The organism is Pseudomonas sp. NPDC089743, assembly GCF_044748785.1.
Lineage (GTDB): Bacteria > Pseudomonadota > Gammaproteobacteria > Pseudomonadales > Pseudomonadaceae > Aquipseudomonas > Aquipseudomonas putida_X.
Genome location: NZ_JBIVGS010000004.1, coordinates 278,242 through 298,859 on the forward strand (window position 1 = coordinate 278,242; position 20,618 = coordinate 298,859).

General features: G+C 61.6%; 20 protein-coding genes. 4 read left to right on the plus strand and 16 right to left on the minus strand.

Annotated features, from left to right (window positions below):
* Positions 1-56 precede the first annotated feature (56 nt).
* The 13 genes from ACIPZC_RS10410 to ACIPZC_RS10470 all read right to left on the minus strand — a co-directional run bounded on the left by ACIPZC_RS10410 (position 57) and on the right by ACIPZC_RS10470 (position 15,065).
* A complete protein-coding gene (locus ACIPZC_RS10410) occupies positions 57-1,622 on the minus strand; it encodes an arylsulfatase (RefSeq protein WP_400626700.1) in 1,566 nt (521 codons plus the stop codon).
* Positions 1,623-1,720: 98 nt separating this feature from the next.
* Positions 1,721-2,722, minus strand: coding sequence for an HAD family hydrolase (locus ACIPZC_RS10415; protein ID WP_400626702.1), 1,002 nt, complete (start codon positions 2,720-2,722; stop codon positions 1,721-1,723).
* Positions 2,723-2,765: 43 nt separating this feature from the next.
* Positions 2,766-4,070 (minus strand): hypothetical protein, encoded by a 1,305-nt coding sequence (locus ACIPZC_RS10420; RefSeq protein WP_400626704.1) that lies wholly within the window; start codon positions 4,068-4,070, stop codon positions 2,766-2,768.
* The gene (locus ACIPZC_RS10425; protein ID WP_400626706.1) at positions 4,070-5,665 is read right to left on the minus strand and encodes a VWA domain-containing protein; all 1,596 of its coding nucleotides are present in this window, start codon (positions 5,663-5,665) and stop codon (positions 4,070-4,072) included. Before ACIPZC_RS10425 ends, ACIPZC_RS10420 begins: the two co-directional genes overlap by 1 nt.
* Positions 5,666-6,658 carry a vWA domain-containing protein gene (locus ACIPZC_RS10430; RefSeq protein ID WP_400626708.1) on the minus strand — a complete coding sequence of 331 codons (993 nt, stop codon included), beginning with the start codon at positions 6,656-6,658 and terminating at the stop codon, positions 5,666-5,668.
* Complete coding sequence (locus ACIPZC_RS10435) at positions 6,645-7,154, minus strand: DUF4381 domain-containing protein (RefSeq protein ID WP_400626710.1); 510 nt, start codon at positions 7,152-7,154, stop codon at positions 6,645-6,647. The genes ACIPZC_RS10430 and ACIPZC_RS10435 overlap by 14 nt, the downstream gene beginning before the upstream one ends.
* Positions 7,151-8,092, minus strand: coding sequence for a DUF58 domain-containing protein (locus tag ACIPZC_RS10440; protein ID WP_400626712.1), 942 nt, complete (start codon positions 8,090-8,092; stop codon positions 7,151-7,153). The genes ACIPZC_RS10435 and ACIPZC_RS10440 overlap by 4 nt, the downstream gene beginning before the upstream one ends.
* Before the next feature lie 13 nt (positions 8,093-8,105).
* A complete protein-coding gene (locus tag ACIPZC_RS10445) occupies positions 8,106-9,080 on the minus strand; it encodes an AAA family ATPase (protein WP_400626714.1) in 975 nt (324 codons plus the stop codon).
* Between the two features lie 105 nt (positions 9,081-9,185).
* On the minus strand, positions 9,186-11,540 hold the full coding sequence (locus ACIPZC_RS10450) for a tetratricopeptide repeat protein (RefSeq protein ID WP_400626716.1): 2,355 nt from the start codon (positions 11,538-11,540) through the stop codon (positions 9,186-9,188).
* Between the two features lie 76 nt (positions 11,541-11,616).
* Positions 11,617-12,468: a transporter gene (locus tag ACIPZC_RS10455; protein WP_400626718.1), complete on the minus strand. Its 852-nt coding sequence runs from the start codon at positions 12,466-12,468 to the stop codon at positions 11,617-11,619.
* A gap of 7 nt (positions 12,469-12,475) precedes the next feature.
* On the minus strand, positions 12,476-13,009 hold the full coding sequence (locus tag ACIPZC_RS10460; protein ID WP_241805246.1) for a hypothetical protein: 534 nt from the start codon (positions 13,007-13,009) through the stop codon (positions 12,476-12,478).
* Positions 13,010-13,087: 78 nt separating this feature from the next.
* Entirely contained in the window at positions 13,088-13,756 is a 669-nt protein-coding gene (locus tag ACIPZC_RS10465; protein WP_400626720.1) for a DUF3313 domain-containing protein, read from the minus strand.
* A 46-nt stretch (positions 13,757-13,802) separates the two neighbouring features.
* The gene (locus ACIPZC_RS10470) at positions 13,803-15,065 is read right to left on the minus strand and encodes an OmpP1/FadL family transporter (protein WP_400626868.1); all 1,263 of its coding nucleotides are present in this window, start codon (positions 15,063-15,065) and stop codon (positions 13,803-13,805) included.
* A 456-nt stretch (positions 15,066-15,521) separates the two neighbouring features.
* Here ACIPZC_RS10470 and ACIPZC_RS10475 point away from each other — a divergent pair, with 456 nt between their 5' ends.
* From ACIPZC_RS10475 to arsH, 4 genes are read left to right on the plus strand one after another with little or no spacing between them, the layout of a single operon-like run.
* Positions 15,522-15,869 (plus strand): metalloregulator ArsR/SmtB family transcription factor, encoded by a 348-nt coding sequence (locus tag ACIPZC_RS10475; protein WP_241805248.1) that lies wholly within the window; start codon positions 15,522-15,524, stop codon positions 15,867-15,869.
* A 21-nt stretch (positions 15,870-15,890) separates the two neighbouring features.
* Positions 15,891-17,174: an arsenic transporter gene (locus tag ACIPZC_RS10480; RefSeq protein WP_400626722.1), complete on the plus strand. Its 1,284-nt coding sequence runs from the start codon at positions 15,891-15,893 to the stop codon at positions 17,172-17,174.
* Positions 17,175-17,201: 27 nt separating this feature from the next.
* Complete coding sequence (locus ACIPZC_RS10485) at positions 17,202-17,672, plus strand: arsenate reductase ArsC (protein WP_400626724.1); 471 nt, start codon at positions 17,202-17,204, stop codon at positions 17,670-17,672.
* 12 nt (positions 17,673-17,684) lie between these two features.
* A complete protein-coding gene (arsH, locus tag ACIPZC_RS10490; protein ID WP_241805251.1) occupies positions 17,685-18,386 on the plus strand; it encodes an arsenical resistance protein ArsH in 702 nt (233 codons plus the stop codon).
* Between the two features lie 457 nt (positions 18,387-18,843).
* On the opposite strand, the gene ACIPZC_RS10495 is transcribed toward arsH, so the two are convergent.
* The 3 genes from ACIPZC_RS10495 to aroQ form a co-directional block, all read right to left on the minus strand.
* Positions 18,844-19,293, minus strand: a complete 450-nt coding sequence (locus ACIPZC_RS10495) for an NUDIX domain-containing protein (RefSeq protein ID WP_400626726.1) — start codon at positions 19,291-19,293, stop codon at positions 18,844-18,846.
* Positions 19,294-19,455: 162 nt separating this feature from the next.
* Positions 19,456-20,016, minus strand: coding sequence for a nucleotidyltransferase family protein (locus ACIPZC_RS10500; RefSeq protein ID WP_400626728.1), 561 nt, complete (start codon positions 20,014-20,016; stop codon positions 19,456-19,458).
* 161 nt (positions 20,017-20,177) lie between these two features.
* Entirely contained in the window at positions 20,178-20,615 is a 438-nt protein-coding gene (aroQ, locus tag ACIPZC_RS10505) for a type II 3-dehydroquinate dehydratase (protein ID WP_400626730.1), read from the minus strand.
* Positions 20,616-20,618 lie beyond the last annotated feature (3 nt).

Sequence of the window (20,618 nt, forward strand, 5' to 3'; positions counted from 1 at the left end):
TGTCCGCACTGGGTAGGAAAGAATGCGCCCGCCAACGGCGGGCGCGGGCATCGCGTTTACTGCTTCATCTTCTCTTCGATCTTCTTGTCCACGTCAGCACGAATCTGGTCGATGCTGAAGCTGGCCGGACGCTGGCTGGGCGGGTATTCCACGAACGTCTGCAGGAAGGCGGCAGCCTTGCGGGTCCCCTGGAAGATCAGGTAGTCGTTCTTGGTCACCCAATCGTAGTACTGGTTGGAGACCACATCGGCGCGCTCATACGGGTCCATACGCAAATTGAAGATCTTGGGCACCCGCAAGCAGGTGAACGGTTCGCTCCAAACCGCGAAACCACCGGGGGCACGCTGTTCGCAGAACACCAGCTTCCAGTCGCCGAAGCGCATCGACACCAGTTCACCGTCATCGTTGAAGTAATAGAATTCGCTACGTGCGCTCTTGTCCGTTTTACCGGTCAGGTAGTCCAGCTGGTTGTAACCGTCCAGATGCACCTTGAAGTTCTTGCCACCCACATCGGCGCCCTTGAGCAAGCGGTCCTTGATGCCCGTGTCACCGGCTGCGGCCAGCAGTGTCGGGAACCAGTCCAGCCCCGAGAACATCTGGGTGGACACCGTGCCCGGCTTGACCTTGCCAGGCCAACGGATCATCGCCGGCACGCGGTAGGCGCCTTCCCAGTTGGAGTTCTTCTCGTTGCGGAACGGTGTGGTCGCGGCATCAGGCCAGGAGAACTGGTTAGGGCCGTTATCGGTGGTGTAAACCACGATGGTGTTGTCGGCGATCTTCAGATCATCGAGGGTCTTGAGCAGTTTGCCCACGTCACCGTCGTGCTCGACCATGCCATCTGCATACTCATTGCCCTGCATACCGCTCTGCCCGCGCATCGACTCGCGCACGTGGGTATAAAGGTGCATCCGGGTGGTGTTCATCCACACGAAGAACGGCTTGTCAGCCTTGGCTTGCTTGTCGATGAAGTTGATTGCCGCCTGGGTGGTCTCGTCGTCGATGGTCTCCATGCGCGACTTGGTCAACGCACCGGTATCCTCGATCTTGCCATCGGCGCTCGACTTGATCACACCCCGTGGCGACGTAGCCTTGACGAATGCCTCGTCATCCTTGGGCCACAGTTCACGCTCCGGCTCTTCCTCGGCGTTCAGGTGATACAGGTTGCCGAAAAACTCGTCGAAGCCATGATTGGTCGGCAGGTATTCATCCCGGTCGCCCAAATGGTTCTTGCCGAACTGGCCAGTGGCATAGCCCTGCGCCTTGAGCGCCTGGGCAATGGTGACATCGCGCGCCTGCAAACCCACGGGCACACCCGGCATGCCGACCTTGGACAAGCCGGTGCGCAGCGGTGTCTGCCCGGTGATGAAGGAGGAACGCCCAGCGGTGCAGCTGTTCTCGGCGTAATAGTCAGTGAACAACATGCCTTCCTGACCGATGCGGTCAATGTTGGGCGTCTGATAGCCGACCACGCCCTTGCCATAGGCGCTGATGTTGGTCTGGCCAATGTCATCGCCGAATATCACCAGGATATTGGGCTTTTCCGCGGCGGTTGCCGTGCACACGCTCACCGCTGCAGTAGCGGCTAGCGCGAATGTGGTTATCCATCTTCTGCTGGACTTCATGGGGCGGTTCCTCCGTATCACGTCTACTGGCGTTGGCCACGACTACGTGCACGATCGACCTACTGCTTGGCTGGTTCCCTGTGCCCTGCGGTTCTCTTTCATTGAGCCTGGTTGCTTTCGAATGGGTAGATGCGCTGCCACTCGCGGGCCATATCGACCAAGGTCCAGTTCGCACCCTTGGCGGCATCCAGCGCCTTGTCCAAGCGCCCGACCTTGCTGTCGCGGTCATAGGCCCATTCGCGTGTCGCGTCGGTGTGATGGACCAGGCCGGCAAAGCGCTTGCCTTCGCCAGCCATGGTCCATTGCAGCATTTGCAGGTCGCCGTCGGAGTTGCCAAAGGCGAAGATCGGGCGACGGCCGATATGGGCATCGATGCTCACCGGCTTGCCTGGGCCATCGTCGTTGTGCAGCAACTTGGGCAGACGTTCGATCGACAGTGTGCCGTTGTCATCGATGAAGCGAGCCTCCAGCGTGGTGCCGATCACCTGCTCTGGCGGCACCCCGTAGACTTCCTCTGCGAATGCACGCATGAACGCCACCTCACCGCCCGAGACGATGTAGGTCCTGAAACCGTTGCCCCGCAGGTACTGCAAAAGTTCGAGCATGGGCTGGAAGACCATCTCGGTGTACGGCCTGTGGGTGCGAGGGTGTACGGCCGTTGCCAGCCAACGCTGGGTATTGGCGATAAACGCCTCGGTGCTGACCCCGGCATGAGTGGCGGCGACGATCTTGAGCATGCCGTCCATGCCGCTGTCACTCAAAGCCTTCTGGTCGCCCTCCAGAACGGCCTTGAACGGCTGCTGGCTGGTCCATTCCGGGTGTTGCGGTGCGAGCCTCTTGACCTCATCAAGGGCAAACAACACCTCAAAATACAGCGGCTGCTCGCTCCATAGCGTGCCGTCATTGTCGAAGACGGCAATGCGCTCGGCCTCGGGCACATAGTCTTCACTGCCTTCGGTGGTCACAGCGCCCACGAACGCTTCGATGGCTTGCCGTGAGGGGCCATCCCGCCAGGAAGGCAGCGCATTGGCCGCCTGCACCGCCAAAGGCAACACGAGTAACAAGGCCAACCACCAGCGCGCACGGTGTAGATCGAGCATGAAGTATCCCTTCTCAGTGCTGCCTATCACTTCAGGCAAAGACTCATGGGTTGAGTGGTTTCAAGCCTTCAGGGTGGCTGACCTGCCGCCCGCTCACTGCCGCTCGCCGCAACGCTGGTAGGATCGGGCTCAGTGACGGCGCGCTCTGGCGTACTTCACGGCCATTGCCGTAGCGGTTCTGGAGCCAGTCTAGTAGACGTATTCGCAATTGGGGCGGCAAAGCTGAGGAAAATGCTGACACTGTGCGCTGCCCGGTAGCCCTGCGAATCCACAGGTACAGCCCGTCGAGCTGCGGCGGGTCTTGCGCAAGTTGAGCACGCGCCTGCCGCCAGGCATGCTCAACAGAGTGCAACCGCGTCATACGCCGCGCTGCTTGCCAGCTTTGCAAATGCCGCCATACCGCCCACAGCCACGGCCGTGCAACGTAAATCAGCGCCCCGCCAAGCAGCAGCAAGCCTGCAGCCCACAACCAGTGGCCAGGCAGGCGCAACTGTGCCTGACGGCCGAGCGCGCGCAGGTCCTGGTCGATGGAAAACGGCGCTTTGTAACCACCCTCGATGGCGGTGACATCGATCGGGGGCAACGTTGCTTGCCTGGCCTCACCCGTCGCCGCATCCCACCACTGCAGTTCGATCGCGGGCAGCTGGTAACGTCCGGCGGTCGATACCACATAGCTCACACTGTCCTCGCGCTGGCCGCCGGTCGAGCCCCCTCGCCCATCGCTTAGCGGCGCAACACGAGGGGTTTGCACATAGCGTTTGAGGCCTTCGATCTCGATCAGCGGTGGCGGTGGTATGAGCATCGCCTGCGCACCTTCGGCTCGCGTCACCACCCGACGGGTAATGCTGTCCCCTGCACGCAGCGGTGAATGCGACAGCTGCGTTTGTTGCTCAAGGCTGACCTTGCGTGCCACCAGGCGGTGCACGGTCGCATCACCGGCGAGGGCCTTGGCGACGAATGAAAGCGGCTCGCTGGCGAGTGTGACCGGCGCATCCGACTGGCCGGGGAACACCTGAAAGGTTTGCGCAGGAAGGGTGAAGGCCTGGGCCGTTTGCGGGGTGATCTGATAGGTGTAGCGCAGGCCGAAGAAGGCCTTGCCGTCGAGCCGTTCGTTCAGATGCTGCGCTTCTCCGCTGGGTGCGCTCACCGTAGCACCCGGCAACTCGATCACCGGCAGCACGGCCGGCTGGGTGAACCAGGTGTCTACCAGCAGATCGACCTGCAACTCGAGCGTCGCGCCTACCACCGTGTCGCCGGCCGGCAGCAGGCGCGCCTGCACACGAGCCTCGGGTGCCGCGACCGCGAGCAATGGCAGGTAGAGCCCTAGCAGCAACAGCATGCGTTTCATCAGGTGCCCTCCGCTGTTTGTCGTGAGGCATCCTGAAGCAGGAACTTGCGCCTGAGGAACTGCTCCGGCGACGTCGTCAGGTTATTCAGCCAGACCTGGTCCGAAGCGGCCTGGGGCGTTTGCTGCTGCTTTTGCCGGGCGCCTTTGGAAGGCGTCTGGTCCTCCACCACCTTGTCGGCCTTCTCGTCGGGTGTGCCTGCCTTTTGCTGGTCTTCATAGTCTTTGAGCAGCGCCTGCGCCAGTGCCAGGTTGGCACTGGCCTCGGGGAACGCAGGCTGGCGCTGCAAAGCCTGTTGGTAGGCCTGAACCGCCTGGGGAAACTTGAACTGGCGCACGTAGATATTGCCCCGGTAGAAAAAAGCCTGGGCGGTATCGAGCTTGCCGAGGCTGGCCAAGGCAACGTCATAGTCGGCGGCGGTGTAGGCAGCCAGGCCTTTCCAGTAAGGGTCGTTGAAATGCGCTGCGGCCTGCGGGTAATGGCCATGCTCGAAGGCCCAGCGGCCCTGCTGGTCGGGGGTGAAGAAGGCATCCGCGACAGGCCCGGCCCGCGCGCTTTGCGGCTGCGTGCCCAACACGACCGCCACCAGCACGGTGGCCAGCCAGTGCACCTTCCAGCCACGGCGCAGGCACAGCAGCGCAAGCAGCGCCAGCGGCCAGCACAGCCAGTAGCCGGCGTCCTTCCAGTGCACCTGCTGCGGGTCGCCTTGGGCTGCCTGAAAATGCTGCTGCGCATGCAGTTCGATCCAGTCCAGATCATCGTCGCTCAGGGTCAGGCTGCCCAGCGGGCCGTTGACGGCGTCGGCCAACTGCCTCAAGCCCTGCTGATCGAAGTCCGCCTGCAGCGGGCGCCCTTCGGCATCGACCCGGGTACGGCCCTGAGCGTCATGCACAACCCCGCTGTCTTGGCTGCCCACGGCCAGGACCATCACCTGCAGGTCGCTGCCTTTGAGCGCGCCCGTCAGTGCCGACAATTGCCCGGTATCGGCGCCATCGGTCAGCAGCACCAGCGTGCCGGGCACCTGCTCGGCTGCCAGCAAGCGTTTCGCCACGTCGATCACCCCTGCTACATCCTTGCCGGGTTGCGCGATCAAATCGGTGGTCAGTGCTTGCAAGAAGGTGTCGAGCAAGTGTGGGTCTTCGGTGGCGGGCAGCACCAGGTGCGCGCTGCCGGCATACGCGATGAGCGCTGTGCGTGCCCCTGCGCGGCGCATCACCAGGTCGTGCAAGGTATGTTTGGCGGCTTGCAGGCGGGATGGGGGTACGTCGTCGGCATCCATCGACGGCGACAGGTCCAGCGCCAGGATCAGCGGCGCACGGTTGTCGACGAACGCGGGGATGTCGCGCTGCCAGGTCGGCCCCGCGGCGGCCAGGGCACCCAGGCCGAGCAGTGCTGCCAGCAGGTGAACGGGCCGCAACCGCGCTTGCTCCTCGGGGGTGATGAGCAGATGCTCGACCAGGTGTGGAGCGATCACGCCGTGCAACTGCCGCTTCAGGTCATTGCGCCGCTGCCATGCCCAGGGCAGCAGCGCGGCCGGTAGCCACAGTAACAACCAATAGGGGCGCAGCAGGTGCAAGGCACTAAGGTCGATGTCCATTCATGGCCTCCCCTGCGCAGGCCGTGCCCGCAACGGGCCAGCCACGGCTGCCAGGCTATGCCCCAAGGCCAGCAACAGCAAGGCCGCCCCCAGTGGCCACCAGAACAGGTCACGCTTGGGCTGGTGGCTGAAGGTCTTCACGCTGTGGGGGGTGATCCGGTCCAGCGTGGCATACACCTGGGCCAGCGCGCCCCGGTCGTCGGCGCGGAAGAACCTGCCACCGGTGGTGCGTGCGATGCCCTCCAGCGCTTGCAGATCGACCTTGTCTTCACCGCTGGCCTGGGGGTCGCCGATCCCAATGGTATGTACCACGATGTTCCGCTCACTGGCCAAGCCTGCCGCGTGTTCGGGTGTGATCGCACTGCCGGTGTCATTGCCGTCACTCAGTAGCACCATCACCTTTTCCTGCTCCTTGGCCTGATCCAGCAGCTTGATGGCAAGGCCAATGGCATCGCCTATGGCGGTATTCGGCCCGGCCATGCCCACCTCGACTTCATCGAGCAGCAGCGAGAGACTGGCGTGATCGAGGGTCAGGGGCGACTGTGGGTAGGCACCGGTGCCGAATACGATCAAGCCGATGCGGTCTTGCTTGCGCTGGGCGATGAAGTCGCGCACCACCGCTTTCACCGCGCTCAACCTGTCCACTTGCTGGCCATTGGCGTCGGTAAAGTCCTTGGCCTGCATGGACTGAGAAATATCGATCGCCAGCAGCATGTCGCGGATGGGCTGCTCACGCTCGATGGCCTTTTCCACCAGTACGGGCCGCGCGCAGGCGGCCAGCAGAAGGCCCCATACCAGCAGGTTCAAAAGCACTTGCCAGCGCCCACCCGAGGGTGGCGTGGTGTCGGGGAGCTGGTTCACCGCACGGCTCATGGCGAAGAAAAACGGCACCCGCAATGCGCTGCGCGCCTCGTGATAGGGGCGCATGAAGCGGTAGGCCAGCCAGGGCAAGGGCAGCAACAAGAACACCCACAGGTAATCAAACTGCCACATGGTGAGCCTCGATCCAGCGCCTGCAGGTGTTCACCAAGGTTCGCAGCTCAGGCTCGCCGATTGCCTGCACCTGCAGGTCTGGCGCATAAGCCAGCGTGTGCAGTTGCGCGGCGAACTGCTCAGGCAAGGCAAAGCGTGCCCGCTGCTGCAAAAACACCTGCCATTGCTGGCCTGACAGGCCGTGCACCGCTGGCGCGTCAGGCATGGAAAGCGCTACGCGCTTGAGCAACGCCGGTAATTCACGCAGCGCTGGCAAACGCTGCTCAGGCTGGGCCTGCGCCGCAACAAGGGCGTCGAGCCGCTGCAACGCCTCACGTCGATAACGATCACGCTGCCAGCGCCGCCAGACATACACGGCATAAGCGAGCCCTACCACCACCACAACGGCCAGCAATACCGCCCAACCCCAGGTTTGCGGGGCATAACTGAACGGTGGCACCGGCAACGGCAGCTCCTTGAGCTGGTCGATGGCGGCAGGCGACGGCCGGGCGCTCATCGGCCACCGCCCCCAAGCCGCCCCAGTTCACGCTGCACCTGGCCCAACACCTCATCGCCGGTACTGATCATCATCAGCGGTATCTGGCTGCGGCGCAGCAACTGCGCCACTTGCTCAAGGCGCCCGGAGAGAAAATCGCCCAGCGGCCGGTGCACCTGGCGCCGCCCGATTTCAAGGTCGATCTGCATCTCGCCCTGGGTCACGCTCAAACGCCCCTTGTCGGGGACATCCAGCGCGATAGGGTCATACACCTGCATGGCGATCACGTCATTGTGCGCGCTCAGTTGCCGCAACAGCTTCAAGGTCTGCTCCGTCACCCCGGCAAAGTCACTGATGATGCAGACCAGCGCATCATGCCCGGCCAGGCCGATGACGTTGCGCAGCGCAGTGTCGAGTTGCCCCTCTTGCTCGCTGTCCGGGCCTGACGCGCTAAGGCGGTTGTTGCTGCGCACCACTGCCGCGCACAGGGCCTGCACCCGTGCGCGGCTGCGCAGCGGCCTGATGTGCACCACTTGCTGATCATCGAATACCAGCCCGCCCACCCGATCACCGGCCTGCAGGGCTATCCATGCCGACAATGCGGCAAGCTCGGCAGCGGTGACTGACTTGAAACTGCGCCGGGAGCCGAAATACATATTCATGCGTTGATCGACCAGCAGCAGTGTCGGCCGGTCGCGCTCTTCGGTGAAGGTGCGCACGAACGGCTTGCCGTAGCGTAACGATGCGCGCCAGTCGAGGTGGCGCAGATCATCGCCAGGTATGTAACGGCGCAGCTCGTCGAAGCTCAAGCCGCGGCCACGCAGGCGTGAGGCGTGATTGCCCGCCAGGATGCTTGCCAGCGGCTGACGCGCCAGGAAGCTCAAGCCGCGCACGCGGTATTCGAACGCCATCAGCTGGCTGAGCGAGGCGTAGACGAAACCATCCTGGGTCGGTTGCATGGGCTCGCTCCGTTCAGGCCGGGATGGCGACCGTGTCCAGCAGCCGGTCGATCACCTGGTCGGCGCCGATGCCATCGGCAACCGCGTCGTAGGAGAGCTGCAATCGGTGGCGCAACACCGGATGGACCACTGCTCGCACATTGTCCGGGGTGACGTACCCCTGCCCGGCCAGCCATGCGTGGGCACGCGCCACTCTGTCCAGGCTGATCCCGCCACGTGGGCTGGCGCCGATCTTGATCCAGCGCGCAAGGTCCGGATCATGCTCGACCGGGTGGCGGGTGGCGTTGATCAGGTCGATCAGGTAACGATCGATCGCCGGCGACACTTCAATGCCCGCGATCGCACTGCGTGCGGCGAACACCACGTCCTGGGGCAGACGCCCAGGCGCCTGGTGCGGGTGGCCTGCCTGTTGTTCCTCGTTGCGCACCAGGCGCAGCACCAGGGTTTCATCCTCCACCTTGGGATAGTCCAGTTGCAGCTTCATCAGGAACCTGTCCATCTGCGCCTCGGGCAACGGGTAGGTACCCTCTTGCTCGATGGGGTTCTGGGTCGCCAGCACCATGAACAGGTTTGACATCGGGTAGCTCTGACCGGCCACGGTAATCTGGCGCTCCTCCATGGCTTCAAGCAGGGCCGCCTGAACCTTGGCCGGGGCGCGGTTGATCTCATCGGCAAGAATCACGTTGCCGAACAACGGCCCGGGTTGAAACTTGATCTCGTTGCCCTGTGCGGTCTGCTGGAGGATTTCGCCACCAGTGATGTCCGACGGCAGCAGGTCGGGGGTGAACTGGATGCGCCGCATGCTGGCCTCCAGGTGGGTGGCCAGCGCCTTGACGGTACGCGTTTTGGCCAGCCCCGGCAGGCTTTCCAGCAATACGTGACCATTGGCCAGCAAGCCAAGAATCACATGCCGAATGGTGTCGGCCTGGCCCAGCACGCTCTGCGCCACACTGGCTTCGAGTTCAGCAATCTGCTCGCGTGTATCCACTGCTCGGTCCTTGTCAGTCGGGGCATCGACACGAGGCCCCACGGATGTTCGCAACTGCTCGAAGGCGACGAGGTAAATCTAGCCGCTCACAGCGCCATCGCCAGCTCAATTGGTGCTTTCGTACTTTTGCCAGTAAGGCTCGATGCCTTGCAGGCGTGAATCGTCAGGGGCCGCTTTGCGCATCCGTTGCACATAGGCATAGGCTTCGCTGCGTTCACCGGCCAAGGCATGCAGGTAGATCAACGAGTACAGAAGGTCGGCGTTATCCGGTGCCTGCTCAAGGCCACGCTCCAGCGCCGCCAAGGCCTCATCGCGACGGTTCATGCGCGACAGCAGCAAACCTTGGTTGTAGCGAATGCGCGCATTGCCTGGCAGCGCGACCGCTGCCGACTCCATCAAGCCCACGGCCTCTTCGGGCTGGCGTCGCTCCACCAGCAGCAGGGCCAGCATGTACGCCAGGTTGCCGTGATCGGTCGTCGACATCTTTTCCAGCGCCAGGCCTGCGCGCAGTACGTTTTCCGCTTCATCGAGCTGGTGCTCGGCTGTGGCGAGATTGGCCAGGTTGACCCGCGCCGGCACAAAGTATGGGTCAAGGCGCAGTGCCTGACGGTACTGCTCCATGGCTTCTTGCTGACGCCCCTGGCGGCTCAACAGAACGGCCAGGTTCAAGCGCCCGCCTGGCAGGTCTGCATTGCCACGCAGGCGCGCCTCGTAGTCTGCCAGCGCTGTGCTGAACGCCTCCTTCGCCTGGGCCGGCAACTGCGTGCTGGGCACATCCGCAAGCGCCCGCACTGCCTCATCGCGCACCGCCAGGGAGGGGTCTTCGAGCAGGGGCAACAGCGGCTTGAGGCGCTGCTCTGGCGGCACGCTCGAGAACCCAGACGTGGCATAGGCACGCACCAATGGGCTCGGATCGTTCAACGCCCAGCCCAGGCTGATGAGGGCTTGAGGGCCCAGGTCAGCCATCTGTTCGGCGGCAGTGGCGCGCACGATGCTTGGCTTGGTCTTGTCTGCCAGCACCGTGCCCAAAAGGTTCAATGGGATACCTTGGCCATTGCGCACCGCCTGGAACGCCTCGCCAAACAAAACCGGGCGCTGCGGCTTGCCAAACCACTGCTCGATCGCCTTGGCGGCCCAAGCCGGTTGCTGGTCTTGGTGGCAAGCCGTGCAGGCATCGGGGCTGTCGACCTTGCTGGCGAGGTCCGGACGCGGGATCCGCAAGCTGTGGTCGCGCCGGGGGTCGACGACCATGTAGGTCTTGGTCGGCATGTGGCAACTGACACACTGGGCGCCAGGGCTGCCGGCGACGTGGTGATGGTGCGCCGGCGTATCATAGTCCTTGGCCTGCAGGGTGGCGAAGCGGGCTACCGGTGGATTGCCGTTGTGGCATTGCAGGCACAGCCCGTTGCCTTCGACCTTGACCTTGGCGGTATGAGGGTTGTGGCAGTCGGTGCAGCCCACCCCTGCGTTGTACATCTTACTTTGCGTGAAGGAGCCGTACTCGTACACCTCACCGTCGATCTGGCCGTCTGCGTGATAAAGCCCCGCGCGCAATGTTGCCGGCAGGCTCTGGTCGAGCTGCGGATGACCGGGGAGCTGGCCCACGCCAAGGGTCTGCCGCCGGCTGTGGCAGAACGCACACTGCTCGACCAGGCCCTGACTGCCCAACGCCTTGTAATCGACAGCCAGGCCCATGTCCTTGGCCGACGCATCGGCTTGCTCAGCGGATGTGGCTTTGTTCGCCCAATCGACATGGGCCTGGCCAGGCCCATGACAGCTCTGGCAGCCAACGTTCTGCTCTTTCCAGGTGGACGCGAAGCTGTCCTGGCGATCGTCGTAGTGCTTGATCAAACGCGTGGAATGGCAATCGGCGCACATGCCGTTCCAGTTCTGGTAGCGACCGGTCCAGTGCAAAGGGTCATCGGGTGCAAAACGTTGCCCAGGGTAGAGCGAGAACCAGCGTTGCCCGCCCTCGCCCTTGGCTCTGCTGTCCCAGGCGATGGTCAACGCCTGCAGGCGGCCCCTGGGCAGTGCAACCAGGTACTGCTGCAGCGGATAGTGGCCGAAGGTGTAGATGATTTTAAAGTCTGCCGGCTGGCCATCCTCACCTTCGGTATTGACGTAAAAGCCGCCGTGCCTGCGAAAGAAATGCGCCGAGACCCCGGCCTCGTCGAAGCGCGCGTCGTTGAAATTGCCAAGCACATTGGTCTCGTTGGCGTCGCGCATCGCCCAACCGTGATCCGAGTCCTTCCAGGCCTTGGCCTGGTCAACGTGACAGCCAAGGCAAGTAGCGGCAGCAACATAGCCTTCGGATTCGGTCGAAAAGGCGGGTGCAGCCCCCGCCTGCTCGGCACACAGCGCAGAGCCCACTGAGCCAACCAGGCAGGTGATCAAAACTGCAGACCAGGACAAGGCCTTCAATGCCAAGCCCAGAATATTGCCTTTGTCGCGACGCCCCATCCTTAGCTCCGTGATCAATAGAATCAGCAACCCTTGCGGGTTGTTCTTGCAGGCGTATTAGCGATGCCGGCGTGCATTACCTTGGGAAAAGCAGCGTTACAGCAAACCGAAAGCCCCAGCCTTCGGGGCCATTATCCGGTGAGTCGAGCCAATAACGCGGGCCCGCCTGGACGGTAATGGGGTGCCCACCCACTTTCAGTAGTTGGGTCACCATCAGGTTGATTGGAATTGACCATTGTTTGGATTGCCAGTCGTAGGTCGACTCACTGTTGATGCCAAATGTGGTCAAGGCGCTGTTCGTGTAGGAAAGAAACGGCTGCATGAACGTCTGGTTGACCTTCTCCTTGCCATCTGCAGGGCTGCCCTCCAGCCCCCAGATATGGTTCGCCAGTATCCCGTGCGTCCACCCGTTGGCTTGCTTCAAGGCTACCGCTGTCGGTCCGAGCCCCCACTGTTCACTGCTCAGCACGTCGTTGCTGCCTGTTGGTATCAACAGCGCCGGCCCTGCGCCCAGTATCCAGCCACTGGCCGTGGGTTGTTTCGGTGAGAAGAAAAAGCTTTGGGTCACATCGCCCACACCGGAGGTGTCCGCCGCGCCACCCAAACCGTGTTGGTCGACGACAGGCAGGATGGTCCTGGAGATCAGGTTCCAGTCATCATTCAGGCTGAACGGCAGCACGGGCTGGATATTGGTCAGGCTGCGCTTGCCCTCGCCATTGGGGCCCAGTTTTTGGTCCCAGTTATATTGCACCGGCAAGCTGTACATGGCCGCAACCGGGTTCAGCGCCTTCTTGGCAAGCTCTGCCGAATCCTCTGCTTGGCCTTGGCCGCTGTGCGCCAACAAAGCAAGCGCGTAAAGCGGGTAAACGTTCTTTTTCAACGCGGTGTCTCCCGTCAACTGCAAGCCAAGTGGCCAAACCGGATCCATCGTTCGGCTATCCGCTGTGTTTCGGCATATCGGGCTGTTTTGGCGGCAGCGGACCAATGAACATGCGTTTAAGGCGCTCGCGGCCAATGACGCGCGCCAGTTCAGCGATGACGCAATACATGAATATCAAGGTGATCAACAGGATCTGAACCGCCCAGAAGCGAGGCCAGTTAATGGATGACCACAGCAGCGCATTGGCATCCATCACACCGGCCGCCTCTTTCCAATACTCATACAGACGCTCCAGGTAATGGACGATCAGCGCGACCAAGGCATACATGCAGGTCTTCCAGGCGACGTTCCAGATCAGTGGCTTGTCGGGGAAGCGATTGATGAAAGGCAGCATATCCGCCACCAGCACGGACTTGCCCAATATCAGCGCGGCGATCAGGACCGACGCTGAAACAGGCAGCTCCACCCCTGACCCTTTGATCATCAGCGCACGAATCAGCGCAACGATGTGCAGGATCACGAAAAAAAACACGGTGGGAGGAAGCACTTTCAGGAATTCATGTTTGAGCTTGAGCATGACCGTTTTCATCGGGGCATCCTTGAAACTTCGAGTCCGTGCATCAAATGCCGATGCCCCTGCCGCAGCCACGGCAGGGGAACATTCGGGCTACTTTTTCAGGGCCTTGAATGAACTGACCATGTCCTTGGCCCAGCCATCGAGCACGGCACGTGCGTCCGTGGCCTGCATGACCTGCGAGGAGTTCTCCAATTCAGTACCTGCTCCTTTGCGTACCACCTGGGCCACTACCTCGTTGGAGTTTCCGTCAATGAATGCGGCCTCGGTGGCCACGCTGGTGTCTTGATCGCGGATCCCCGTCGCCGTGCTGATGCCGGCGGCCACCAACGCGATCGGGATAACTTCATACGGGCGCAACCCCTTGGTTTTAGCGCTTACCCCAGTGATCGCCGGGCGCACCACCAGCACACCTGGCCCAGGGCTGGTCGCCAGCGGCAGCACGGTGGAAAACTGGTTTTTCAGCGCCTGATCGTAGTATTGGGTTATGCCTTGCAAGGTTTGCTGCGGAATTTTCGCAGTGGGTTGCGGCTTGGGATAAAACTGGCTGGGTTCGATATAGACCCTGGTAAATTGGTTGGCAGTGATGCCCGGCTTGATCCAGCGCATAACCTCCGCACCTGACGGTGATTTTTCCTCTTTGAGCTTGCTGTAGTCCTTCAGAAACCCGGAGTAATCATCAGGCTCCACGTATTTGCTCGCACAGCCATGCAGCAACAGCGATGCGAGGCACACGGTTGCAATAAGCGGCCTACTTTTCATGCAACTTCTCCTTCCACGTTGAAGCGGTTATCGAGGATGAAAACCTTCAGAATCGCCACGTTGCACCGCCGCCGATGACGTGCAAGGCGGCGTTGTCGAAACTGCCTGACAACGTATCGCCGGAGCGTGCCTTGGTCTGCTCCACGTCCATATCGCCGAGCCAGAGCAGCGTGTAGGCCAGGTGCAGGTCCAAGCCTTCTTCAACCTGATAGTTCACCCCGGTCGCGAAGCGCCACGTCTCGCCCATCGGGTTGTCCACGGTGCGATCCTTGTCATCGACGGCCGAGCTGTCATACCCCACCCCAACGCTCCAGCGCAGCTGGCGGGTCATTTGGTACTGCGCGCCGAGTGAGGCGTGCCAGGTATCCTTGTACTTGCGATCGACCGTGCGGCTGACACCGGCGGCATTGGCATCGACCTCCACGCCGATATCCCCGAAATCGCTCCAGTCCTGCCAACCCACGCTGCCAAGCAACGTCCATTGCTCGTCCAACTGGTGGGCCACGCTGAACGTCGCGGTCTGCGGCACGTTCATGTCCAATTCCAGGGTGTCCACCGCCAAGCGGTTGAGCGCGGCGTTGATGAGGGGGTTGTTGATGTCGCGGACATGCGGGCTGTCCTCGAACTCCAGCTTCACCTTGCTGGTGTAGGCCAGGCCAATACGCGTGCGGGGGTCGACCTGGTAGAGCACGCCCAGGTTCACACCCATGCCGAAGTCGGTGTCCTTGTATTCGAGTTGGCCATCAGGCCGCTCGACCAACCCCAGCAGGCTGTTGTTGATGGCCACCTCGGTGCGGTAATAGCCCAGCATCATGCGAGGGCCGATGCCGACAGTGAGGTCATCGGTGAACTTGTAGGCAAAGGTGGGTTGAAACGAGACGCCGATCACAGCCGCTTCCTGGGTGAAGTACCGCCCTGCCCAGTCGTCGTCGTAGTTCAGTGCCAGGCCGAAGTTGCCGTACATGCCGAATCCGATCGCCGAACGGTCATCGAGTTGGTGGCTGATGAACAGGCTGGCGCCCGGTAGATACTGCAGAGCATTGCCGCCCTCGTTGCCGTCGAACTGGTTGTTGCTGTCGCGTGAGTAACGCAGGTCGCCGAGGATGACCTGTGCGTTGGCGCTGACCTGCGTGCCGGGCAGCAAGGCGATGCCTGCCGGGTTGCTCATCAACACGCTGGGGTCTGTGGCGAGCGCCGCCGAGCCCGCGTTGGCCAGGCCGTTACTTTCCTGGCCGGCCTCATAGATGAAGATGCCTCCCGCTGACACGCCACTACTGTGCAAAGCCAATACCGTTATCGCCGCGGGCATCCACCCTTTCGCGTGCGCGATACGATTCGAAGTGGTCATCGTTCCTTGCTCCACACTTGGAATGGAACAGGACACCGATTGCTCAGTGCCCCGCCTGGCGCAGTCTGCGTCAACAGAGCAATCAGGGCGTTAAGGTCGGAAACCAGCTGTCTGGGTCTCTCATGCGTTATTTGAGAACAGCCATTTCCAGTCCCTTTTAAACAATGCCCTACATCGTTTCGGCATAGCCTCTATGACGACTAGAGAGAGTAGACCGTGGTTTAGTACTTTGCTTCTCAGTGACGTCGTGTTTTACGCAAGGCATCGATACTCATCATTGGCTTGAGGTCGCACGCGAGCACAACTCGCAAGTTTTTTCAAACAGCCTGGCCCCTTAGCGACCGCTCAGCCCTGAGAAGCTTGCACAGCACATATGAAAATACGTATATTCGGCTATCCATATATTCCGGTACCGCCATGTTCACCCCGCCTGATGTCTTCAAATGCCTCTCCGACGAAACCCGTGCTCGGGCCACACTGTTGATTGCCAGTCTCGGTGAACTTTGCGTCTGCGAACTGATGTGCGCGCTGAACGACAGCCAACCTAAGATCAGCCGCCACCTCGCGCAGCTTCGCAGCAATGGCATGCTGCTCGATCGCAGGCAGGGCCAGTGGGTGTACTACCGCCTGAACCCGGAACTGCCCGCCTGGGTGCATGAAATGTTGCAGGTGACCTTGCAGGCCAACGCACAATGGTTGGCAGATAACGCTCTGCGGCTGAAGAACATGGACGGCCGGCCCGTCCGTGATGCTGCCTGCTGCTGACCTATTTCAAGCGAGGTCTTCATGCTGGTCGCCATTGCAGTCTTTGTATTCACGCTCATCCTGGTCATCTGGCAACCGAGGGGGCTTGGTGTTGGCTGGAGTGCCACGCTCGGTGCGCTCATCGCCCTGGCAGCGGGTGCCGTTTCGCTGCACGATATCCCGACCGTGTGGGCCATTGTCTGGAATGCCACCGCCACCTTCATCGCTGTCATCATCATCAGCCTGCTGCTGGACGAGGCGGGTTTCTTCGAATGGGCCGCGCTGCACGTCGCGCGCTGGGCAAACGGCAGCGGCTACCGCCTGTTCGCCTTCTGCGTACTGCTGGGTGCCGCCGTGTCGGCGCTGTTCGCCAATGACGGTGCGGCACTGATCCTCACCCCTATCGTGATGTCGATGCTAGTGGCGCTACGCTTTTCGCCCGCCGCTACGCTGGCGTTCGTCATGGCCGCAGGCTTTATCGCCGACACGGCGAGCCTGCCGCTGGTAGTCTCAAACCTGGTGAACATCGTCTCCGCCGACTACTTCGAACTGGGCTTCAGCGAATACGCCTCGGTGATGGTGCCGGTGAATTTCGCCAGCGTGGCCGCCACCCTGCTGGTGCTGTTCCTGTTCTACCGCCGTGACATCCCTGAGCAGTACACGGTCGCTGCCCTGAAAGCGCCAAGTGAGGCGATCCACGACCGCGCCACCTTCAACGTCGGTGGCTGGGTGCTGCTGGTGTTGCTGATCGGGCTGTTCGCCCTGGAACCCCTGGGTATCCCGATCAGCGCGGTAGCCGCGGCCTGTGCGGCGATCCTCTTCGCCGTCGCCGCTCGCGGGCATCGCATCTCGACCCGTCGTGTGCTGCGCGAAGCGCCCTGGCAGGTGGTGATCTTCTCTCTCGGTATGTATCTGGTGGTCTACGGGCTGAAGAACGCCGGCCTCACCGATATGCTCACCCAGCTGCTCGATCGCCTTGCGCAGCAAGGGCTTTGGAGTGCCGCCATCGGCACGGGGTTGATCGCTGCAGTGCTGTCCTCGGTCATGAACAACATGCCCAGCGTGCTGGTCGGCGCCTTGTCGATCCAGGCCAGCGAGGCGCAAGGGCTGGTGCGCGAGGCGATGATCTACGCCAACGTCATCGGCTGCGACCTCGGCCCGAAAATCACCCCTATCGGCAGCCTCGCCACGCTGCTGTGGTTGCACGTGCTGGAGCGCAAAGGCATGCGCATCACCTGGGGTTACTACTTCAAGGTCGGCATTGTGCTGACGCTCCCGGTTCTGTTGATCACCCTTTCGGCTCTGGCATTGCGCCTGAGCCTCTGACATCCGCCACGAAGCGGAGGAGCCTCTATGCGAGTCCTGTTCATGTGCACGGCCAACAGTTGCCGCAGCATCCTTTCCGAGGCCATGTTCAATCATTTGGCGCCTCACGGATTTGAAGCAGTCAGCTCCGGCAGCTTTCCCAAAGGCCAGGTGTTGCCTCGCAGCCTGACAACCTTGCAAGACGCCGGCATCTCGACCAATGGGCTGAGCAGCAAGGGCAATGACGCGTTCGAGGATTGCCCTCCTGACATCGTCATTACCGTTTGCGACAAGGCAGCCGGCGAAGCTTGCCCGGTCTATTTCGGCCCGGCCTTGAAATCGCATTGGGGGCTGGAGGACCCGTCCGATGTCGTGGGTGAGGCGGCGGCGGTCGACGCTGCGTTCCGCGCCACGCTGGCCCGCATCGCATCACGCTGCCAGGCATTCTTCGCACTGCCTTTCGATCACCTCGACCGTGACCAGCTCAAGCATGAGCTGGATCGCATCGGCACGCTTTGAGCGGGAGGAAACATGTCTGAGCACCTGCCCAATCTCGACCTGGCGCTGCTCGATGGGCCGCCAGCGGTAGCCCGTTCCAGCGAGCACAAACCGCGCATCCTGCTGCTGTATGGATCGACCCGTGAACGCTCCTTCAGCCGCTTGCTGGTGGAAGAAGCCGCACGGTTGCTGGAGCACTTGGGCGCCGAGACACGGGTCTTCAATCCGTCGGGGCTGCCGCTGCCTGACGATGCACCTGCCGAGCACCCCAAAGTGCAGGAACTGCGTGAGCTGATGCAGTGGTCGGAAGGCCAGGTCTGGTGCTCGCCAGAACGCCATGGTGCGATGTCTGCGGTATTCAAGGCGCAGATCGACTGGATTCCCCTGGCACTGGGTGCGGTGCGCCCTACTCAAGGCAAGACCCTGGCGGTCATGCAGGTGTGTGGCGGCTCGCAGTCGTTCAACGTGGTCAACCAACTGCGCGTGCTTGGGCGCTGGATGCGGATGTTCACCATCCCGAACCAGTCCTCGGTGCCCAAAGCCTACCTTGAGTTCGACGACGCCGGGCGGATGAAGCCCTCGCCGTACTACGATCGCGTGGTGGATGTCATGGAGGAACTGGTGAAGTTCACCGTCCTGCTGCGCGACCGCCAGGCGTTCTTGGTAGACCGTTATTCGGAGCGCAAGGAAAACGCTGAGCAACTCTCTGCCCGTGTGAACCAGCGCTCGATCTGAGGCTTTGAGCGGCATGGACGAGACTGGACAACGCCGCGTTTCTTTGGGTCGACAACAGTTGCTCGCCAATGGCAGCAAACACCCAAAGCCGGCGTTGGTAACCGGGGCCGCTTCGCAGCCCATCGCCGGCAAGCGCGGCTCCCACAGGTACAGCGTATGCCCGAAGGCTGGTGATATCTGGATGCCACAACCGTTCATGAGCTGACCTTGGCAATACTCGGTGCTGAATACGCCGATGTCATGGAAGCAGCCGCTGACGGGACGCGCTACTGGCCCTGCCGATCAGCATCAGCCGATGCTGGTCTCTCCCTGCGCGGCTCGCAACCTTCAGGCATGCGGTGTGCCTGTGGGAGCCGCGCTTGCCGGCGATGGGCTGCGAAGCGGCCCCGGTTACCCATGCGTGCTATGGGTCGATATCTGCCGGTCGGAGCTACTGCTTTCGACCTTTGATAGCTGTTCAATCATCGTGCTGGCGCCCCTCCTCTCTCCAATGGCCGGACGCGCTCAGCGTTTCGCATAAAAATACCAGTGCTCGCTGGAAGACTGGGTGACAGTCGCTGTAGGGCAGGTTGTCGAGCGAAGCCCAGAAAAACTCGAAGCGGTGGCCGTGATCATCCAGCGTCTGATGAACCCAGCACTCGGGCAGCTCGCTCTCAGCGCGACAAAGGTGAAACGACCACACCTGATGTTGGTGATCAGCCTTCCAGCAACCCAGATCGCTGTCGATCACTGCGTCAGTAATACCGGACTCCTCTGCCAGCTCTCGCAATGCAGCCATGCGGGGTGTTTCTCCATTCTCGATGGTGCCCTTCACCAGTTGCGTGCCTGCCAAAGGGTGCCTGAACAGAAGAATCTTGGTGGGTAGTGAATACGAGAGCACTACAGGGCAGACTTTGTCGGGGGTCATCGCAATCTCCCTATGCGACATAAAGGGCCATCCAGGGTACGCCTTCGCTTTGAGGGGCAGAATGCCGAATCATTGAGGCCACCACCGTATCTTGGTTTGGGACTGTCCCATGACAACGGACGCCATTAGCGTTATCGAACAATTGCTGCCGCTGGCCGACGCTCATTCAACCAATTGAAGCCATGGCCAGCGAGCCTGGTAGCTGGCAGCTTTCGCTCTGAATAAATCTGGGCGTGGATTCAACTCGTTCATCCTGAGCCAGTCGTTCGAGAGATCGTTCAAGCCATGGGTGCAATAAAGCTCACCAGTACCGGCGTCAACGCCGAGACAAGTCGATCGAATGAGATAGCGGTCGATACCATCCGTTACCTTTTTCAACGGTGGATAGGCCCCGCCGAATTTCGCTTCGTACCACAAGTGCACGCGGGCCTGGTTGCGGATCTCGATGTTGACGCCCAGATGAGAGAACGCCTGCTGAACCTCAGCTATGACTCGATCTTCCGCCTCCCAGGACAAGTCTGTGTCGAAGTAGGCAATGTCGTAATCCTTGATGCCCCACTCGGCAGCTTCTCCCGAACGGTGATTCCAGAACGTCTGGAACAGCGCCCCTGCGACCAGCATGGCATTCGGAATGTCGAGTGTTGGCAGCGTCGCCAACAGCGCACGATTTATCGGGTTCTGGTGGACGATCGCTTGTAGCTGCTCGTTGGTAAGGGAACACATGGATGCCGTCCTTGGTGTCGTCTCAGAACGCCGAGCTTACCTGCCGACAGTGTGACCAGTGAAGACACTGGTACAACTCTAAAGAATGTCGCCAGCCTTGAGGCAGGCGGTGTACCTGTAGGAGCCGCGCTTGCCGGCGATGGGCTGCGAAGCGGCCTTGTTCAGAGCATGTTGATTGCCGCACGCAACGCCAGCAGGTAGGTTTCGACACCAAACCCGCAGATCTGCCCTCGCACCACCTCGGCAAACACCGAGTGATGGCGGAACGGCTCCCTGGCATGGATGTTAGACATGTGCACTTCAACCACCGGCACTTCGATAATGGCCAGTGCATCACGAATGCCGTAGCTGTAGTGGGTCCAGGCGCCGGCATTGATCAGCACCGCATCCACCCGGTCCTCATAGGCCTGATGGATGCGTTCGCACAGGGCGCCTTCGAAGTTGCTCTGGAAGCTCTCGACCTGCGCCCCCAGCTCCTCGCCCAGGGCCTGCAATGCCTGGTCGATGTCTGCCAGGGTCGCCGTGCCGTACTGGCGCGGGTCGCGCTTGCCGAACATGTTGTGGTTGATGCCATGCAGCATCAGTACTTTGGCGACCATCGA

What these genes read in the sequence shown, in the direction of transcription:
- ACIPZC_RS10410 (WP_400626700.1), bottom strand. Translation starts at nt 1,622, where the DNA reads ATGAAGTCCAGCAGAAGATGGATAACCACATTCGCGCTAGCCGCTACT.
- ACIPZC_RS10415 (WP_400626702.1), bottom strand. Translation starts at nt 2,722, where the DNA reads ATGCTCGATCTACACCGTGCGCGCTGGTGGTTGGCCTTGTTACTCGTG.
- ACIPZC_RS10420 (WP_400626704.1), bottom strand. Translation starts at nt 4,070, where the DNA reads ATGAAACGCATGCTGTTGCTGCTAGGGCTCTACCTGCCATTGCTCGCG.
- ACIPZC_RS10425 (WP_400626706.1), bottom strand. Translation starts at nt 5,665, where the DNA reads ATGGACATCGACCTTAGTGCCTTGCACCTGCTGCGCCCCTATTGGTTG.
- ACIPZC_RS10430 (WP_400626708.1), bottom strand. Translation starts at nt 6,658, where the DNA reads ATGTGGCAGTTTGATTACCTGTGGGTGTTCTTGTTGCTGCCCTTGCCC.
- ACIPZC_RS10435 (WP_400626710.1), bottom strand. Translation starts at nt 7,154, where the DNA reads ATGAGCGCCCGGCCGTCGCCTGCCGCCATCGACCAGCTCAAGGAGCTG.
- ACIPZC_RS10440 (WP_400626712.1), bottom strand. Translation starts at nt 8,092, where the DNA reads ATGCAACCGACCCAGGATGGTTTCGTCTACGCCTCGCTCAGCCAGCTG.
- ACIPZC_RS10450 (WP_400626716.1), bottom strand. Translation starts at nt 11,540, where the DNA reads ATGGGGCGTCGCGACAAAGGCAATATTCTGGGCTTGGCATTGAAGGCC.
- ACIPZC_RS10455 (WP_400626718.1), bottom strand. Translation starts at nt 12,468, where the DNA reads ATGGATCCGGTTTGGCCACTTGGCTTGCAGTTGACGGGAGACACCGCG.
- ACIPZC_RS10460 (WP_241805246.1), bottom strand. Translation starts at nt 13,009, where the DNA reads ATGAAAACGGTCATGCTCAAGCTCAAACATGAATTCCTGAAAGTGCTT.
- ACIPZC_RS10465 (WP_400626720.1), bottom strand. Translation starts at nt 13,756, where the DNA reads ATGAAAAGTAGGCCGCTTATTGCAACCGTGTGCCTCGCATCGCTGTTG.
- ACIPZC_RS10470 (WP_400626868.1), bottom strand. Translation starts at nt 15,065, where the DNA reads ATGCCCGCGGCGATAACGGTATTGGCTTTGCACAGTAGTGGCGTGTCA.
- ACIPZC_RS10475 (WP_241805248.1), top strand. Translation starts at nt 15,522, where the DNA reads ATGTTCACCCCGCCTGATGTCTTCAAATGCCTCTCCGACGAAACCCGT.
- ACIPZC_RS10480 (WP_400626722.1), top strand. Translation starts at nt 15,891, where the DNA reads ATGCTGGTCGCCATTGCAGTCTTTGTATTCACGCTCATCCTGGTCATC.
- ACIPZC_RS10485 (WP_400626724.1), top strand. Translation starts at nt 17,202, where the DNA reads ATGCGAGTCCTGTTCATGTGCACGGCCAACAGTTGCCGCAGCATCCTT.
- arsH (WP_241805251.1), top strand. Translation starts at nt 17,685, where the DNA reads ATGTCTGAGCACCTGCCCAATCTCGACCTGGCGCTGCTCGATGGGCCG.
- ACIPZC_RS10495 (WP_400626726.1), bottom strand. Translation starts at nt 19,293, where the DNA reads ATGACCCCCGACAAAGTCTGCCCTGTAGTGCTCTCGTATTCACTACCC.
- ACIPZC_RS10500 (WP_400626728.1), bottom strand. Translation starts at nt 20,016, where the DNA reads ATGTGTTCCCTTACCAACGAGCAGCTACAAGCGATCGTCCACCAGAAC.
- aroQ (WP_400626730.1), bottom strand. Translation starts at nt 20,615, where the DNA reads ATGGTCGCCAAAGTACTGATGCTGCATGGCATCAACCACAACATGTTC.